The sequence below is a fragment of the Sphingomonas parapaucimobilis NBRC 15100 genome (genome assembly GCF_000787715.1).
Taxonomy (GTDB): domain Bacteria; phylum Pseudomonadota; class Alphaproteobacteria; order Sphingomonadales; family Sphingomonadaceae; genus Sphingomonas; species Sphingomonas parapaucimobilis.
Genome location: NZ_BBPI01000069.1, coordinates 125,367 through 141,573 on the forward strand (window position 1 = coordinate 125,367; position 16,207 = coordinate 141,573).

The window sequence follows — 16,207 nt, forward strand, 5'->3', positions numbered from 1 at the left end:
ACCGCATTTCGGGAAAAGGCAATCGGGAACATATTTCGGGAAAACGCGCCGCCTGAGCGGCCCACAGCGCACTCGTCGGTGTGACATCGTGCCGGCCGACCTTCCTTTACGGGAACGCCGATCAGGCTCTGGTTAGCTCAGTTTTGCGCGTGATAGTCCAATGCTCCAGTCGTTTGTAGACGATCACCTTGTCGCCGATCAGATCTCCATGCCGGCGACAGAAGAGGTCGAGCTGATCGCGATCGCCGACCAGTTCGACACAGATCGTCAGATGCGGATCGGCAATTTCCGAGCCGTTCTCCCGGATCGGTTCGTGATTGCTGAAGCCGTAATGGGTATTTTGCGCGACGGCGTTGATGATGCCGTCCGCCTTCGCGGTGCGAATCAGCTCGCGATAGAGCGGCTTTGCCCCCCAGAAGCGACGCGGGCCGATCTTGTCGGACGGTTTCAGATAGATGCGCAGCATCCCGACTTCGCGGTGATGGACGGTGAAACGATTGGGCATGACGGGCTTTCGACAGGAAACAGGATCAGGCGCGCGTGCGCCGGCGAGAAGCGCGGTGCGTGCGGGCATCGCGCAGGGTCGCGTCGGGTGTGAGGTGTGCGGCAGGTACCTTTGGCACAGCGACGCGCTGCGACAGGTAGATGCCGTTGTGGCCTGAGCAGAGGTAGGCGACGAAGCACGCGACTGCGATCGGCACCGCATAGGCCGCGCCGAACAACTCGATCCCCATGAACGTGCAAGCCAGCGGTGTGTTGGCCGCGCCCGCGAACAGCGCGACGAAGCCGATCGCTGCGAATAGCCCCGACGGTACTCCGAACATCGGCGCGAGCGCATTGCCGAGCGCCGCGCCGATAAAGAACAGCGGCGTGACCTCGCCCCCCTTGAAGCCCGCGCTCAGGGTCACGACGGTAAAGAGCAGCTTCAGCGCCCAGCTCCACGAGTGCGTATCGGGACCAAAGAAGCTGGCGATGGTCAGGCTGTCCGGTGTCGCGGCGAGCGTACCCAGGCCAAGATAGTCGCGGGTTCCGAGCAGCCAGACCAGCGCAATCACGGCCAGCCCGCCGATAACGGGTCGTAGTGGGCCATAGGGGATCACGCGCTTCAACCATCCGCCCAGCGCGTGATTGGCCTCGGCAAAGGTCAGCCCGGTCAGACCGAAGGCAATGCCGGCGACACCGGCCTTGGCGACGAGCAGCGCGTCGACCGGCACCAGCGCATCGACATGGTAGACGCCGTGATGAATGCCCCAGGCAAGACAGGTCCAGTCACCGACCAGCGCCGCGACCAGGCATGGCACCAGCGCGCGATACTCGACCCGACCGATCGCCAGCACCTCCAGTGCAAAGACCGCGCCCGCAATCGGCGTCCCGAAGACCGCGCCGAACCCAGCCGCGATCCCGGTCATAAGGAGGGTGCGTGTCGCTTCCGCATCCAATCTGAGCGCGCGTCCAAACCCGCTGGCAAGACTGCCGCCCAACTGCACGGCGGTGCCTTCACGTCCCGCCGATCCCCCGAACAGATGTGTCACGACCGTGCCGAAGAAGATGAGCGGAGCCATGCGCAGCGGCACGCCGCCCCCCGGTTCGTGGATTTGCTCGACGATGAGGTTGTTGCCGCCTTCGACCGAGCGCCCTGTCAGATGGTAGAGCAGTCCGACCACGAACCCGCCGATCGGCAGCAGGTAGAGCAGCCAGGGAAAGGCGAAGCGAAGCCGGGTTACGGCGTCGAGGCTCCGCAGGAAGGCCGCGCAGAGCGTTCCCACCGCTGCGGCCATCGGGACCAGGATCAAAGCCCACCGCAGTACCGACGTGGCATGGGTGCGGCGATCGCGAATGAACGCTGCCATGTTGAACTGGTCATAGAGATTGCGAAATGTCGCGCGCACGATTCCTCCTTGCTGCCTTGCGGCGCCTGGTAGGAATCATCGGCCCTTGCGAGGGCGGTTCGACCGAATGGCCCGGCGGAAATCCATCGCCGTGCCTGCGCATATGCTGTCCGACCGCGACCCGGTCAACCAACCGCAGAAGCATGAGACTATCGTTTTGGTGAGGACCGATAAAATGGCTTTGGCCACGGAATAAACCCCGACGAGCATCGTCTACGCTTTCGAGACCGATGCGCTGGAGGCTTATGCGTAGACGAGATTGGATGCTGGGTCTGACGGCTTCGGCCCTACTTACCGGCGCAGTCGCGGCCGCCCCCGCCGATGGCTACGCTACCATGATGTCTGTCGCGATGGACCGGATGATGGCGGGCATGATGGTCAAGCCGTCCGGTGACGTCGACCGCGACTTCGTGGCGATGATGCTTCCGCATCATCAGGGTGCCATCGATATGGCGGTGGCGGAGCTGCGCTACGGCCATAACGAGCAGCTCAAGCGCATCGCGCAGGAAATCATCATCGATCAGCAGCAGGAGATCGCCGCCATGAAGCTGGCGATCGGCCAGCCGCTACCGCCTTCGACGCCAGCCCCGACGCAGGGCGGCGACCACCATAGCCCTATGGAGCACTGACATGATCCGGACCATCCTGCGCTCGGCCGCCTTGCTGATGAGCGCCGCACCGGGCCTCGCCATGGCCCAGCAGGCGCCGTGGAACGCTAAGGACATGCCCGTCAGCCACCGCGACCGCGTCTATGCGTCTGAACAATTCTCCAACACGGTGTCGGTGACCGACCCGGCCGACAACCGGCTGCTCGGCGTCATCAAACTCGGCGATCCCCAGCCGATGAACTTCTCCCCGCTCTACAAGGGACAGGTGCTGGTTCACGGCCTGGGCTTCTCGCCGGACGGGAAGACCTTGGCGGTCGTGTCGATCGGATCGAACGCCGTGTCGTGGATCGACACCGCCACCAACACCGTCAAGCACACGACCTATGTCGGGCGCAGTCCGCACGAGGCGTTCTTCACGCCGGACGGCAAGGAGGTGTGGGTCACGGTCCGCGGCGAGGATTATATCGCCGTGCTCGACCCCACGACGTACAAGGAGACGGGGCGCATCAAGACGCCCGGTGGTCCGGGCATGACGATCTTCTCTCCCGATGGCCGGTACGGCTATGTCTGCTCTTCGTTCAATCCGGTATTGGCTGTGTTCGATGTCGCGACCCACGCGCAGGTCGGACAGGTGGCGCAGCCAAGCCCCTTCTGCCCCAACATCGCCGCGACGCCGGACGGCAAGCAAGTGTGGTTTACGCTGAAGGACATCGGCAAGACGGTCGCATTCGATGCTCGGCCACCCTTCGCGATCCTGAAGGTGCTGGATACCGGGCCTATCACGAACCATGTCAATTTCGCCCGCACGGCCAAGGGGCAGTTCGCGTATGTGACGGTCGGCGGAGAGAATGTGGTCAAGGTGTTCCGCACGTCCGACTTCACGCCGGTGGCAACAATTCCGGTCGGCAAGATGCCGCACGGTGTTTGGCCATCGGGCGACGGCCGGCGCGTTTATGTCGGGCTAGAGAATTCCGATGAGCTGGCCGCGATCGACACTGCCGGCAACACGGTCGTCGCTACCGTGCCGGTCGGACAGGCACCGCAGGCGATCGCCTATGTGTCGAACGCAGTTCCGACAGGCCCCGGCACCGACAATCTCCAGCCGCTCGGCACAGCGGGCAAGGCGCTGCATCTGACCATGGGGCCGATTGGCGGCAAAGGTACGGCAAGCAGCATCACCCTCTTCGACCAGGGCATCATTCAGGTCGTGCAGAGTGCCGTTACCGGTTTGCAGCCCAAGAAGCCTTACATGCTCGTACTGACCGCCAATGCGGACGGCAGCGGCGCTGTAGAGCCGCTTGCGAACTTCATGAGCAACCCGGCAGGTGCGGCGATCGTCAACGCATCGGGTCCGATCCGCCAGATCGTTCAGGGCAGCACCGCGACACCCCGGCGCTTTCTGGCGGTTGCGGAGGTGGTGAACGGCGCGCCGGGGCGCATCGTGCAGGTGCAGCGCGACTGAGATGGACCCGCTTGCCGCCGCGATCGAACCGCTGATCCCCGGGCTGCGCCGCTATGCCCGGTCGTGGTTGCGCGACCGGGTGATGGCGGATGACGTGGTGCAGGATTGCCTGGAGCGCGCGGTCGGGCGCTGGCGACAGCGACGGGGTGCGGAGGTCCGCCCGTGGGTCTATGCGATCCTGCACAATTTGTTGGTCGATCATCAGCGGCAGCATAGCCGGCGAGGTACGGCGGTTCCGCTCCACCTCGTGGACGACGCCGCGCTCGGCCGCCCGGCCGATCAGGACACAGGCCTGCACCACCGCGACCTGCTGCGCGCGCTTGATGCGTTGCCTGAAGAACAGCGAACGGTGCTGCTCCTGGTCTCGGTCGAGGGCCTGCCCTATGCGGAGGTCGCTGCCGTAGTCGGCGTGCCGCTGGGCACGGTAATGTCGCGCATATCGCGGGGGCGCGACCGTCTGGCGACCCTCCTCCGGGAGGGTGAACGGCCGCGATTGAGGAGCGTGCAATGACCAGCCCGATCGGCGAGGACGATCTGGCCGCATGGATCGATGGCAGGCTGTCGCCCGAGCGGCAGCGCCTGGTCGACGCCTATCTTGAAGGCCAGCCGGACGTGCATGCCCGTGTGCGAGAGCAGGCGGAGCAGGCGCGAGCCCTTGCATCCCTGTTCGCCCCCGTCGCGGATGAACCGATCCCGGCGACGATGCGCGTGGCAGCGATCAGGGGACGGCAACGGCAACCGCGTTGGCAGCTCGCCATCGCCGCGTCACTTCTGCTGGCGTTGGGGTTTGGCGGTGGCTGGTCGAGCGCGCGGTGGAGCGGCGAACCCCGCGCGGGCATCGCGGCGCTGGCCAACGAGGCGAGTGATAATTTCCGTGTCTATGCCGCCGACCGGATACGACCGGCGGAGATCGGCCCCGACCAGCGCGCCATGCTGATCCGATGGACCTCCGCTCGATTGGGTGAGCGCGTCACGATCCCGGACCTCAGCACGGCCGGCTATCGCTATGGCGGGGGGCGACTGGTCGCGACGCCCCACGGCCCTGCGGCACTGCTCCTCTACGACGGACCGCAAGCGTCGAAACTTGCGGTGCTGACGAGGCCCATGCAGATCGACAAGACCGCGAGCATGACCAGCACGTCCAGCGGGACCATGGGCCGGGTCACATGGGCGGTCGACGGGATCGGCTATAGTGTGGTGGGCGAGCGACCCGCGGCCGAACTGCATCCGATCGCCGATGAAGTCCGGCGTCAGGCAGATGCCGCGCTTGTGTCCTGATAGCGCCTTGCCGCCTCCCGGCGCCGACGGGCACCGGGCGGTCCAGCGCGATCACGGCTTGCGCTCGACATCCTTCCTGTCGGTCTCGGCCGGCGTCAGACGGGCTCGCTCGCGGATGCGGCGTTCCAGCGGCGCGCCGACGAACAGGACGAGCATTGCAAGGCTCACCCCGCCGATGATGAGCGGCCACACCGCCAACCCTGCTGCCGCGCCGATCGTGGCTGTCACCCAGATGCACGCGGCGGTCGCCAATCCATGCACTTCCTGACCCTGGCCGACCCGCAGCACCGCACCGGCACCGATGAAGCCGACGCCGGACAGAATGCCCTGCATCGCCCGTCCTGCGGCATCGGCGTTCACGTTCGGCAAGCCACTATGCACGATCGCCTGAACGGCGATGCAACTCGCCAGACCGACCAGACCCAGCGTCCGCAGGCCCATGATCTGCCGGTTCTCACGCGAGCGTTCCCAGCCGAGCACCATCCCGGCCGCGGTCGCCACCACCAGCCGGCCAATCGCATCGATCCAGAAAGCGACGTCCGGTGCCGCTGATGCTTCGATCATTCGACCAGCACGTGAACGTGATGCCAGGCGGTGCACAGATAGCCGGCGAAGTTCCACATCGTATCCGGCCGCTCGGGCTGTCCCTGCCCGGTCTCGTCGAAGGCACGGGCGACAAGGTGCTGGCGTCCCTTGGCAAGTGTGGCGTCAAGGATCCAGCGCCGCCAGCCCCAGCGCGTCTCCGGATCATCGGCGAAGGTCGCCTGTTGCCAGTCGCGACCGCCGTTCACCGACACTTCGATCCGAGAAATACGGCGGTCATAGGCAATGGCATATCCCTCAATCCGCACCTCTCCGGCGGCCAAACTCTCGCCCGCACCGGGCGAGCGGATCGCGGCGTTGAGCGGCATGGCATTGATCGTCAGACCCTGGCTCCAGTCGACGGTGTCGCTCGTCACAGCGGCGGGGAAGAGCTTGTAGTCGTGCGCCTGGATCGGTGCCTCGGAGGGCGTTTCACGCACCTCGATCCGTGTCAGCCATTTGGCGCTGCGGACCCCGGCATAGCCAGGCACCACCATGCGGAGCGGGGCGCCATGTTCGGGCGTCAGCGGCTCGCCATTCATCGCCCAGGCGAGGAGTACGTCGGGCTCCCGCGCCTTGCTCATGGCGATCGATACCCCGAACAAGGCTTCTTCACCCTCCACGTCCACCTCGTCCGCGCCGGTGAACGCCACGAACAGCTCGGACGCATCCGGCGCGCCGACCGCATCGAGCACATCGGCCAAGCGTACGCCGGTCCACTCCGCATTGCCGATCGCGCCTACGTCCCACGGATCGCCGGAGGTGTTGGCGACCTGCTGGAGATCGGTACGCCGGTTGCCGGCGCACTGGAGAACCGCCGTTACCGTGCGCGTGGCAAACGTGCTCTTCAGTTCCTGCACCGAGAAGAAGCGGCTCGCCATGCCCCTCCCGCTCACCTCGATCCGATGATTGGCGGGCAGATCCGGCACTGGCCCGTGGCTGCGCACGTAGAACAGCGCCTGCGGCGTCAGGAACCGCTCGATCAACGCACCGGGCGTCGGCTCGGCATTGTAGGGATCAGAACTGCGCTCGATCATATCGGTCATGGACGATCAAACGTCGCGGGCACGCGTAACGCTTCAAGTCTTCGAGACCATCGCAGACGAAAGGCTGCCGACCATTCCGATATCCAGATTGGAATGACCATATCAAACGGTTGGTCGTATCGATCTAAGTACGCGATATATGCTGCATGACTTTGGAGCAGCTCAGAATATTCGTCGGTGTCGCGGAGCGCGAACACGTCACCAAGGCAGCGGAGGCGCTGAACGTCACGCAGTCTGCTGCCTCCGGGGCGGTTGCGGCCCTCGAAGCGCGCTACGGCGTTCCGCTGTTCCACCGCGTCGGGCGTGGCATCCAGCTTACCGAGGCAGGCCGCGGCTTTCTGGAGGAAGCGCGCGCGGTGCTGGGGCGGGCAGCGCATGCCGAGACGATGCTCGCGGACTATGCCGGGCTCGCGCGTGGTTCGTTGCGGATCGTCGCCAGCCAGACGATCGCGAGCTATTGGTTGCCGGCAAAGCTCGCCGCCTTCCACGAACGCCACCCACAGATCGCGGTCGAGCTGGCGATCGACAACACCGAAGGCGCGGCAGCGCAGGTGTTGAGCGGCGCGGCGGAACTCGGCTTTGTCGAGGGCGAGGTGGACGAACCGGCGCTTGCCCACTGGAATGTCGGGCATGACCCAATGGTGCTGGTCGGCCGCGAGGAAGCCGAACGCATCGACGAGATCTGGCTGCGCACTACACGCTGGATCGTCCGTGAGCAGGGATCGGGTACGCGCTCGACTTTCGAGGACGTGCTGCGAACGCGCGGGTTTGATCCGGCTCAGCTGACGATAGCGATGACGCTGCCGTCCAACGAGGCGGTGCGCACCGCCGTTGAGGCCGGTGCCGGCGTTGCCGTCTTGTCGCGATTGGTCGTCGCGCGCGCGCTCAAGGCTGGCGATCTCGTCGAGCTGCCGCTCGGGCTGCCCGACCGCGCCTTTCACGCGCTGCGCCACAAGGAACGCTATCGCACCCGCGCGGCCGACGCGCTGACGGATCTCATCAAGGAGCAGGTCGCATGACTGCCGACACGCACTCCGTTCTCAGCGGCCTCAAGCCGCTCAGCCGGCTCGATCACCCCCGCGAGATGATCCGCCAGTTCACGCCCAACTGGTTCGCCGCGACGATGGGCACGGGCATCCTTGCCCTCGCGCTGCCGCAGGTGCCCGGCATCGGGCCTTCGCTTAAACCTGTCGGCGAGGTGTTGTGGTTCTTCAATATCGCGCTCTTCGCGCTGTTCGCCGGCCTCTATGGCGCGCGCTGGGTGATGTTCGGGCACGAGGCGCGGCGCATCTTCGGGCACAACACCGTGTCGATGTTCATCGGGACCATTCCGATGGGGCTGGCGACGATCATCAACGGCTGTCTCGCCTTCGGCATCGCGCGGTTCGGAAATGGCATCGTGCCGGTCGCGCATATCCTGTGGTGGATCGACGTCGCCATGTCGCTCGCCTGCGGCGTGCTGATCCCCTACCTGATGTTTACCCGCCACGAGCACAGCCTGGACGGCATGACCGCCGTATGGCTGCTGCCGGTCGTCGCTGCCGAAGTGGCGGGCGCCAGCGGCGGGCTGCTCGCGCCGCATCTAACCGATCCCCACGCGCAGATAGTGACGCTCGCGACCTCCTATGTGCTGTGGGCCTATTCGGTGCCGGTCGCGTTTGGCATCCTCGCCATCCTCATCCTGCGCATGGCACTCCACAAGTTGCCGCATGAAAGCATGGCGGCATCTTCCTGGCTGGCGCTGGGGCCGATCGGCACGGGTGCTCTGGGCATGCTGGTGCTCGGCGCGGATGCGCCGGCGATCCTCACCGCGCACGGGCTAGCCGGCGTCGGCACCGTCGCGCAGGGGATCGGCGTTGTCGCCGGGCTCTGCCTTTGGGGTTTCGGCCTGTGGTGGCTGGCGCTCGCGACGCTTATCACCATCCGCTACTGGCGCGCGGGCGTGCCGTTCAACCTCGGCTGGTGGGGCTACACCTTCCCGCTCGGCGTCTACACCGTCGCCACCTTCCGCCTCGGCACGACGCTGAACCTTATGTTTTTCGGTATCGTCGGCACGGTGCTGACGGTTGCGCTCGCGGCGATGTGGCTGCTGGTCGGTGCCAAGACGCTAGCCGGTGCATGGCGGGGCAACCTGTTCGTCTCGCCCTGCATCGCCACCCCGAACTGATCCGCCATGATGATCGGATCAGTCGGTCCGATCACTTGCAGAATGCCCCTTCGATCCGCCAGCGTGACTGGCCACAGGAGAGCCTTGTCATGGACAATTTCGACGCCGGGCTGGCGAGTGAGACCAGCCGTCGCCGCTTCCTCAGCCATGCCGCGCTCGGCACCGCCGGCCTTGCCGCCGCGCCGGCACTGGCGCAGCAGCTCGTCGACCTGAAGCTGCCCGGCGGCAATGCCGAGCGGCCGATGACCAGCGCCTTTCCCGGCAAGGGCAGCATGATCCTCCAGCGCGTCCATCCACCCTTGCTGGAGACGCCGATGGAGGTCTTCGACAAGTCGGTGTTCACGCCCAACGACCAGTTCTTCGTCCGCTGGCACTGGGCCGACATACCGACCTCGATCGACGTCGAAAGTTTCCGCCTCAACGTCTTCGGCCACGTCAATCGGCCGCTGTCGATCAGCCTCGCTCAGCTGCTGCGCCTTCCACGGGTCGAGATGGCGGCGGTGAACCAGTGCTCGGGCAACAGCCGCGGGCTGTTCCAGCCGCGCGTCGCCGGCGCGCAATGGGGCAATGGCGCGATGGGCAACGCCAAGTGGCTCGGCGTTCGCCTGCGCGACGTGCTCGACCTCGCCGGGGTCAAGGCAGGCGCGGTGCAGGTGCGCTTCGGCGCTCTCGATCAGCCGGTCGTGGCGGGCGCTCCTGACTTCGAGAAGGCACTCGACATCGACCATGCCCGCGACGGCGAGGTCATGATCGCCTTCGGCATGAACGGCGAGCAACTGCCGCTCCTCAACGGCTTTCCCTGCCGGCTGATCGTGCCGGGCTGGTACTCGACCTATTGGGTCAAGATGCTGAACGCGATCGAGGTACTGCCCGGCCCTGACGACCAGTATTGGATGGCCAAGGCCTACAAGATCCCCGCGACACCCGGCGCGAATGTCGCGCCCGGTGCCAAGGACTTCCCGACCGTACCGATCAATCGCATGATCCCGCGTAGCTGGATGACCAGCCTGCCCGATGGTCAGGCGATCGCCTATGAAGCGTCGATCCCGGTCGGCGGCATCGCAATGGGCGGCGATTGCGGCGTCGCCAAGGTCGATGTGTCGTCGGACGGTGGCCGCACCTGGTACAGGACGACGCTCGGAGCGGACGAGGGCAGGTACAGCTTCCGGCGCTGGGACGGGCGGGTGCCGCTGAGACGCGGGCCTAACCCCATCATGGTGCGCTGCTGGAACACCAACGGTGTCGCTCAGCCGATGAAGCCGATCTGGAATCCCGGCGGGTTCATGCGCGGCAACATTGAAACCACCACCATCATCGCGGCCTGAGGAGCGAGCAAATCATGAAGACTCCGTCTCCCGGCATGATGGCTGCTGGCCTGATCGGCCTGACCGGCATCATCCTCGTCTCGATCGGCGCGCCGAGCAGCCGCAAGGCGCCCGTTCCGATCTCCGAGATGTCTGAGCCGGCACCGGCCGCCAGCGTGTCAGCGCGCGGCTTCTCGCTTGCCTCGACCAGCGTCGACCTGCCGGCCGACGACGCGACCTACCCCGACGGTCCGCACGCCGACGTCATCAATGCCAATTGCACCTCGTGCCACTCAGCCAGCATGGCGCTGACCCAGCCTGCGCTATCGGCGGATCAGTGGAAGGCGACCGTCACCAAGATGCGTGAGGTGTATAAGGCGCCAGTGGCCGAGAAGGACGTCGATGCGATCGTTGCTTATCTCACCGCTATGCCGAGCCAGAAGGTGGCACCCGCGACCGGCAAGGCGCAGGACCCGGACCCCAAAGTGGCTCCTGATGTCTCAGGTGGAACCGGCTAACCGATCTACTTCCATAATCCCGAAATACCATCGTTTTCGAGACGCCGGCAGGCGCGGTATCCCGTCATCCTGTCTGCTGGCGGACGTACTCGCCGAGGCCGCGCGCAACGAGATCGTCGTTGGAAAGGCGAGGGCCTCGCTTCAGGCGCTGATTGCCCAGCTTGCGGCGATCCAGCTTTGGTCCAGGGGGCACGGGCGAGGGGGGCTTGAACATCCCGCCGGGCTGAGCGGTACGCGCAGGCTCGTTGTTGTTGCGCTTGGCGTGGTGCGGCTGCACCTGCTGGATGGCGTGGGCGAGGGCCAAGGCCGCGTCCAGGTGCTTATTGTCGACCACCGGCGCTTGGTTCACCCGGCGCATCTTGTCGAATACGCGATAGGGCAGGACTTCGCCGTCGTGCTGGATCTCGAGCCGGCCATCCGGAAACTCGCACACATCTACCTTCTTGCGGGCGAGGCCCTGTGCGACCGGGGACGGCTCCAGGATGAACATCGCCTTGTTGTAATGGAGGGTGAGGGCGCCGGTGACGGTGCGCTGCTCGCGCCAGACCATCTCGGCTTCGAGGTTCTCGTGGATGGCGAGCGGCCGGTGCAGATCGCGCGGGTCGAAGGGCGCCTTGGCGAACCGTTGATTGTGCTGCGCCATATAGGAGGGGAGGAAGGCGTTGGCTTCGTCGATGGTGTTGATGCGGTGGAGCCGCATCGCCTTCACGAGCCGGTCCTGCAGCGTGGCATTGGCGCGCTCGACACGGCCCTTCGCCTGCGGCGAGTTCGCGCAGATCAGCTCGATGTTCAGCCGGTCCAGCGCGCGCCCAAGATGGGTCATCCCATCGCCGTTTGCCGAGGCCGTGTTGTTGCGGAAGGCGCTGTGCTTGTCTGTATAGAAGGCGACCGGCTTGCCGTGCCGCTCGAGATACGTCCGCGTCGCCCGCATGTACGAGAAGGTGCTTTCGCTCTCGACCATCTCGAGGTGCATCAACTCGCTCGTGGCATCGTCGATGAACACCAGCAGCGTGCATTGCGGGCCGCGGTCCTCGAACCACCAGTGTTTCGAACCGTCGACCTGGACGAGCTCGCCGCGACAATCACGCCGATAGCGTGGCTGGTAGGGGCGAGGGCGTCTCGCGGCGCGGTCCTTCCACAGACCAGCCTCCATCATGATCTGGCGCAGCGTCTCGCACGAGAGGCCCAGGCCGTGTCGCTCTGCGAGGTATTCGCGCGCAAGCGTTGGCCCGAAGTCGGCGTAGTTCTCTCGCACGAGCGCAACGACTTCGGCGCGAAAGGCGTCGCTGTAACGCCGGTTGCTCGGCCGCCCGCGCTTGCGCGACACGAGGCCGGCAGCACCTTCCTGTCGAAGGCGATCGAGCAGCCGGTAAACTTGCCGCCGTTGGAGGCCCAGCAGTTCCATTGCATCCGCAGTCCGAATCTCGCCGCGATCAAGCCGCATCAGCGTGTCGAACCGGGTGATCTCAGCAGCACTCATCGCCAGCACCGTCATACCATGCCCGTCCTCGTTGCCGAGGAAGGCTATGACACCGGCGACCCGCTGACAGCATCAGCAGTGCCGTTTCTATCTAGCGGAGTGGTGTCATTTGTATTTGGCGCTTACAACAACTCAAAAGTGATAATACATATTATGTTAAGACGTTAGGGCGTAGCGTTCAGGACCATCGATCCTTGCTCTACCCGCCATGACCTTAACCGCCGCAGCACGTTCATGCCGATGATATCCTGATCGCCAAAGCTCGACGACACATCGGCGCCGACACCCTGCAGATGGATTGCGCCGATGGAAAGTTCGGCAATGGTGACATGGGATGCCGTTACGCGGCCGTTGGCGGTTTCGATCAGGCTGCCGAACGGGCTTTCGTTGACATTTAATCCTGCGGCGCGAGCGGTTGCTTCGGACAAAGCGGTCGTTGTCGCACCGCTGTCGATGAGCATCCGGCGCTCGACCCCGTTGATGCGGACATTTGCATAAAAATGCCCGTCGTCCGCTACCGGGATGCGAACCAAGCCATTCGGCATAGCCTGACGAGGCCAAAGGCCTGTCAGGCGGTCGCGCTGCGCGATGACGAGGAAAGCGGCGCTGAATATCCCGATCCAGATCAGCCCCATCCGCATCGCTTGGCTGATCGGAATACGCCGAGCTGCCAGTGCGCTAAGCGGTAACAGAAGGATCAGGCCATAATAGACGATGTCCATGGCCCGATCGCCACTCAAGGGATCAACTCCATGCCGTCATAGGCAGGCTCGACATTTGTGGGCAGTTCGCGGCACAGGGTCGCGTAATCCATCGACTGGTCCATATGGATCAACGCGCTACGACGCGGTTTCAGCGTCTCGATCCAGTGCAAGACCGACGGCAGGTCGGCATGAGCGGGATGCGGATGTCGGCGGAGCGCATCGACGACCCACAGGTCCAGGCCGGAATAAAGCGCCGCCATCTCCGGCGTTAATTCATGGAAGTCCGTGGCATAGCCAATGCTCTTGCCATTGCATTCAAAGCGCAGACCCGCCGACAGGATACGGCCGTGCGGCTGGTCTACGGTCCTGACGCGGATTGGGCCGATCATCAATTCATCGTCGACCAGCGTCATGGTCGCGGTTGGCGGGTATCCCGTCTTTCCCCGAAACACATAGCCGAAACGCCCTTCCAGCGACGCTGCGGTCGTCGGCCGCGCATAACCCGATACGGGTTCGCCCAGGGCGTGAAAGATCTGACGCAGGTCGTCGATACCATGGCAGTGATCGGCATGATCGTGGGTCCAGATGACGGCATCGACCGTACCGATCCCGGCCGCCAGCAACTGCTCGCGCATGTCGGGGCCGGTATCAATCAGGATGCGGGTATCGCCATGCTCGATCAGGGCCGAGCAGCGCATTCGTCGGTTGCGTGGCTCGGTCGGATCGCAAGCTCCCCAATCATTGCCGATCCGCGGCACGCCTGAAGACGTGCCGCACCCGAGAATGCGTATTTTCACGCGCGGGTCTTCGCGAACAGCCGATGGAAATTCATGGCGGTCGCCTGGGTCAGTTGCTCCACGGATTCGCCGCGAAGATCGGCGAGAAAGTGGGCCGTGTCAGCAACAAAGGAAGGCTCCCCCGTCTTGCCCCGATGCGGTACCGGCGCCAGGAACGGCGCGTCGGTCTCGACCAGCAACCGGTCAAGCGGCAGACGTGCAGCCGTTTCCTGCAAATCCTTTGCGCTCTTGAACGTCACAATCCCCGAAATTGATATATAAAAGCCTAATGCCAGAGCCTTATCGGCGAAATCTCCACTGGCCGTGAAGCAATGGATGACGCCGGGATAGGCCCCCTTCCCCATCTCTTCGGCCAGAATCGCAGCGGTATCCTCCTCGGCATCGCGCGTATGAACGACGAGCGGCAGGCCGGTTTCGCGGCAGGCGGCGATGTGCGCACGGAAGCTGGCCTGCTGGCGGACGCGGTCGCTATGATCGTAATAATAATCGAGGCCGCTCTCGCCAATACCGACGACGCGAGGATGGCGCGCCCGCTCGACCAGCTTGGCGGTGTCGATATGCGGGTGGGCATCGGCCTCATGCGGGTGGATACCGACCGTCGCCCAGACATCGGGCTCACGCTCCGCGGTAGCGATCACCGCATCCCACTCGCTTTCCCGCGTCGAAATGTTGAGCATCGCAGTGACGCCCCGATCCCGTGCGCGGGTCAGGATCGCCACCTGATCCTCGACCAGACCCTTATAATTCAGGTGACAATGGCTGTCGGCCAGCATCAGGCGTCGGCCTCTGCCGGTATTTCGAGACGCGGGAAAGCCGGGGTCGGCGCGGCCAGCGGTACGCCGTTTCCGGCGCGGCGGGCATACCAGCCGTCATCGTCGATCGCGGCGTGATCGCGCTCATCGGCCCCCAGCGTGTCGAGCACCAGCCCGGCACCACGCGGCGTCACTGGCAGGATCGCTATCGCCAGCATACGGATCGCACGGACAAGCGTACCGAGAACGGCGTGCATACGTTCAGAATCGGTCTTGCGCAGCGACCAGGGCGCCTGCACGTCGATATACTGATTGCAGGCATAAACGCCGCGCATCCACGCCTCGATCCCCTGGCTGAGCGCCAGATCATCAAATGCCGTCTTCAGCGCGGCACAGGCGACGACCACTTCCTCCAGGAGTACCGCGTCGGCCGGATCGCTCCGCCCCGCCTCGGGCAGTTCGCCGCCCAGATTCTTGGCAATGAACGACAGGGTGCGTTGGGCCAGATTGCCGAAGCTGTTGGCCAGCTCGGCATTGACCCGGGTGACGATGGCTTCGGCCGAGTAGGAGCCGTCCTGTCCGAAGCTCACCTCGCGCAGGAAGAAATACCGCAGCGCATCGACGCCGAAGGCATCGGCCAGGCCCATCGGATCGACGACATTGCCGACCGACTTGGACATCTTCTCGCCCCGGTGGAGCAGGAAGCCATGGCCGAAAACCGACTGCGGCAACGGCAGGTCGGCCGACATCAGGAAAGCGGGCCAGTAGACCGTGTGGAACCGCACGATGTCCTTGCCGATCAGGTGCAGATTGGCGGGCCAGAAACGCGCCAGGTCACTGTCCGTGTTCGGATAGCCGGTGCCGGTCAGATAATTGGTCAGCGCGTCGACCCAGACATACATGACATGGCCGGGGCTGTCGGGCACGGGCACACCCCAGTCGAAGCTTGTCCGCGACACTGACAAGTCGGACAGGCCACCCTCGACAAAGCGCATCACCTCGTTGCGGCGGCTTTCCGGGCGGATGAAATCGGGATTGTCACGGTACAGGTCGAGCAAGGGCTGCTGATATCTGGACAGGCGGAAGAACCAGGTTTCCTCTGCGGTCCATTCGACCGGCGTGCCCTGCGGCGACAGCTTGGTGCCGTCCTCAGCGAGCGTCAGCTCGCTTTCGCCGTAGAAAGCCTCGTCGCGGACCGAATACCAGCCCTCATACCGGTCGAGATACAGGTCGCCCTTGTCCTGCATCGCCTTCCAGATCGCCTGGCTGGCGGCATAGTGGTCGGTGTCGACGGTGCGGATGAAACGATCGTAGGAGATATCAAGACGGTCGGCCATCACGTGGAAATGGCTGGACATTTCGTCCGCGAACGCACGCGTCGAGATACGCCGCGCACGCGCCGCCTGGGCCATTTTCAGCCCATGCTCGTCGGTGCCGGTCTGGAACAGAACATCGCGGCCCGCCTGACGCTGGAACCGGGCGATGACGTCGGCCGCCACCATCTCATAGGCATGGCCGATATGCGGGCGGCCATTGGGATAGTGGATGGCGGTGGTGATATAGAATGGATCGGCCATGGCCGGTCCCTAGAACATCCCCAGGCGCAGGTGAAGCCCGCCG

17 protein-coding genes and 1 riboswitch are annotated in these 16,207 nt (G+C 64.8%); of the genes, 8 read left to right on the top strand and 9 right to left on the bottom strand.

The window, feature by feature from the left end; all coding sequences use genetic code 11:
* Positions 1-121 precede the first annotated feature (121 nt).
* Entirely contained in the window at positions 122-574 is a 453-nt protein-coding gene (locus SP5_RS12615) for a DUF190 domain-containing protein (RefSeq protein ID WP_204200589.1), read from the bottom strand.
* On the bottom strand, positions 531-1,889 hold the full coding sequence (locus SP5_RS12620) for a voltage-gated chloride channel family protein (protein WP_042489218.1): 1,359 nt from the start codon (positions 1,887-1,889) through the stop codon (positions 531-533). Before SP5_RS12620 ends, SP5_RS12615 begins: the two co-directional genes overlap by 44 nt.
* Positions 1,890-1,912: 23 nt before the next feature.
* Positions 1,913-1,989: riboswitch (Fluoride riboswitch) on the bottom strand.
* Between the two features lie 163 nt (positions 1,990-2,152).
* On the opposite strand from SP5_RS12620, the gene SP5_RS12625 reads away from it, so the two are divergent.
* Genes SP5_RS12625 through SP5_RS12640 form a run of 4 tightly spaced genes read left to right on the top strand, consistent with a single transcriptional unit; the run spans position 2,153 to position 5,237 of the window.
* Positions 2,153-2,518 carry a DUF305 domain-containing protein gene (locus tag SP5_RS12625; protein ID WP_219994278.1) on the top strand — a complete coding sequence of 122 codons (366 nt, stop codon included), beginning with the start codon at positions 2,153-2,155 and terminating at the stop codon, positions 2,516-2,518.
* Position 2,519: 1 nt separating this feature from the next.
* Positions 2,520-3,959: a YncE family protein gene (locus SP5_RS12630; RefSeq protein ID WP_007406255.1), complete on the top strand. Its 1,440-nt coding sequence runs from the start codon at positions 2,520-2,522 to the stop codon at positions 3,957-3,959.
* A 1-nt stretch (position 3,960) separates the two neighbouring features.
* On the top strand, positions 3,961-4,470 hold the full coding sequence (locus SP5_RS12635) for an RNA polymerase sigma factor (RefSeq protein ID WP_007406239.1): 510 nt from the start codon (positions 3,961-3,963) through the stop codon (positions 4,468-4,470).
* Entirely contained in the window at positions 4,467-5,237 is a 771-nt protein-coding gene (locus SP5_RS12640; protein ID WP_007406229.1) for an anti-sigma factor family protein, read from the top strand. The genes SP5_RS12635 and SP5_RS12640 overlap by 4 nt, the downstream gene beginning before the upstream one ends.
* Positions 5,238-5,288: 51 nt before the next feature.
* Here SP5_RS12640 and SP5_RS12645 read toward each other — a convergent pair whose 3' ends face one another.
* Positions 5,289-5,801 (bottom strand): MgtC/SapB family protein, encoded by a 513-nt coding sequence (locus SP5_RS12645; protein WP_007406274.1) that lies wholly within the window; start codon positions 5,799-5,801, stop codon positions 5,289-5,291.
* Positions 5,798-6,865 (bottom strand): molybdopterin-dependent oxidoreductase, encoded by a 1,068-nt coding sequence (locus SP5_RS12650; protein ID WP_042489220.1) that lies wholly within the window; start codon positions 6,863-6,865, stop codon positions 5,798-5,800. Before SP5_RS12650 ends, SP5_RS12645 begins: the two co-directional genes overlap by 4 nt.
* A 146-nt stretch (positions 6,866-7,011) precedes the next feature.
* Here SP5_RS12650 and SP5_RS12655 point away from each other — a divergent pair, with 146 nt between their 5' ends.
* The 4 genes from SP5_RS12655 to SP5_RS12670 all read left to right on the top strand — a co-directional run bounded on the left by SP5_RS12655 (position 7,012) and on the right by SP5_RS12670 (position 10,854).
* Positions 7,012-7,884: a LysR family transcriptional regulator gene (locus tag SP5_RS12655; protein ID WP_042489223.1), complete on the top strand. Its 873-nt coding sequence runs from the start codon at positions 7,012-7,014 to the stop codon at positions 7,882-7,884.
* The gene (locus tag SP5_RS12660) at positions 7,881-9,032 is read left to right on the top strand and encodes a TDT family transporter (protein ID WP_007406242.1); all 1,152 of its coding nucleotides are present in this window, start codon (positions 7,881-7,883) and stop codon (positions 9,030-9,032) included. Before SP5_RS12655 ends, SP5_RS12660 begins: the two co-directional genes overlap by 4 nt.
* Before the next feature lie 89 nt (positions 9,033-9,121).
* Positions 9,122-10,357: a molybdopterin-dependent oxidoreductase gene (locus tag SP5_RS12665; protein WP_007406293.1), complete on the top strand. Its 1,236-nt coding sequence runs from the start codon at positions 9,122-9,124 to the stop codon at positions 10,355-10,357.
* A gap of 14 nt (positions 10,358-10,371) precedes the next feature.
* The gene (locus tag SP5_RS12670; protein WP_007406258.1) at positions 10,372-10,854 is read left to right on the top strand and encodes a c-type cytochrome; all 483 of its coding nucleotides are present in this window, start codon (positions 10,372-10,374) and stop codon (positions 10,852-10,854) included.
* A 64-nt stretch (positions 10,855-10,918) separates the two neighbouring features.
* Here the strand turns inward: SP5_RS12670 and SP5_RS12675 are convergent, their stop codons facing one another.
* From SP5_RS12675 to metG, 5 genes are all read right to left on the bottom strand, one after another.
* Positions 10,919-12,349, bottom strand: a complete 1,431-nt coding sequence (locus tag SP5_RS12675; RefSeq protein WP_042489226.1) for an ISNCY family transposase — start codon at positions 12,347-12,349, stop codon at positions 10,919-10,921.
* A gap of 149 nt (positions 12,350-12,498) precedes the next feature.
* A complete protein-coding gene (locus tag SP5_RS12680) occupies positions 12,499-13,056 on the bottom strand; it encodes a retropepsin-like aspartic protease family protein (RefSeq protein ID WP_042489229.1) in 558 nt (185 codons plus the stop codon).
* 14 nt (positions 13,057-13,070) lie between these two features.
* Complete coding sequence (locus tag SP5_RS12685) at positions 13,071-13,835, bottom strand: MBL fold metallo-hydrolase (RefSeq protein WP_042489232.1); 765 nt, start codon at positions 13,833-13,835, stop codon at positions 13,071-13,073.
* Positions 13,832-14,608 carry a TatD family hydrolase gene (locus tag SP5_RS12690; protein ID WP_042489235.1) on the bottom strand — a complete coding sequence of 259 codons (777 nt, stop codon included), beginning with the start codon at positions 14,606-14,608 and terminating at the stop codon, positions 13,832-13,834. The genes SP5_RS12685 and SP5_RS12690 overlap by 4 nt, the downstream gene beginning before the upstream one ends.
* Positions 14,608-16,164 carry a methionine--tRNA ligase gene (gene metG, locus SP5_RS12695; RefSeq protein ID WP_042489238.1) on the bottom strand — a complete coding sequence of 519 codons (1,557 nt, stop codon included), beginning with the start codon at positions 16,162-16,164 and terminating at the stop codon, positions 14,608-14,610. The genes SP5_RS12690 and metG overlap by 1 nt, the downstream gene beginning before the upstream one ends.
* Positions 16,165-16,207 lie beyond the last annotated feature (43 nt).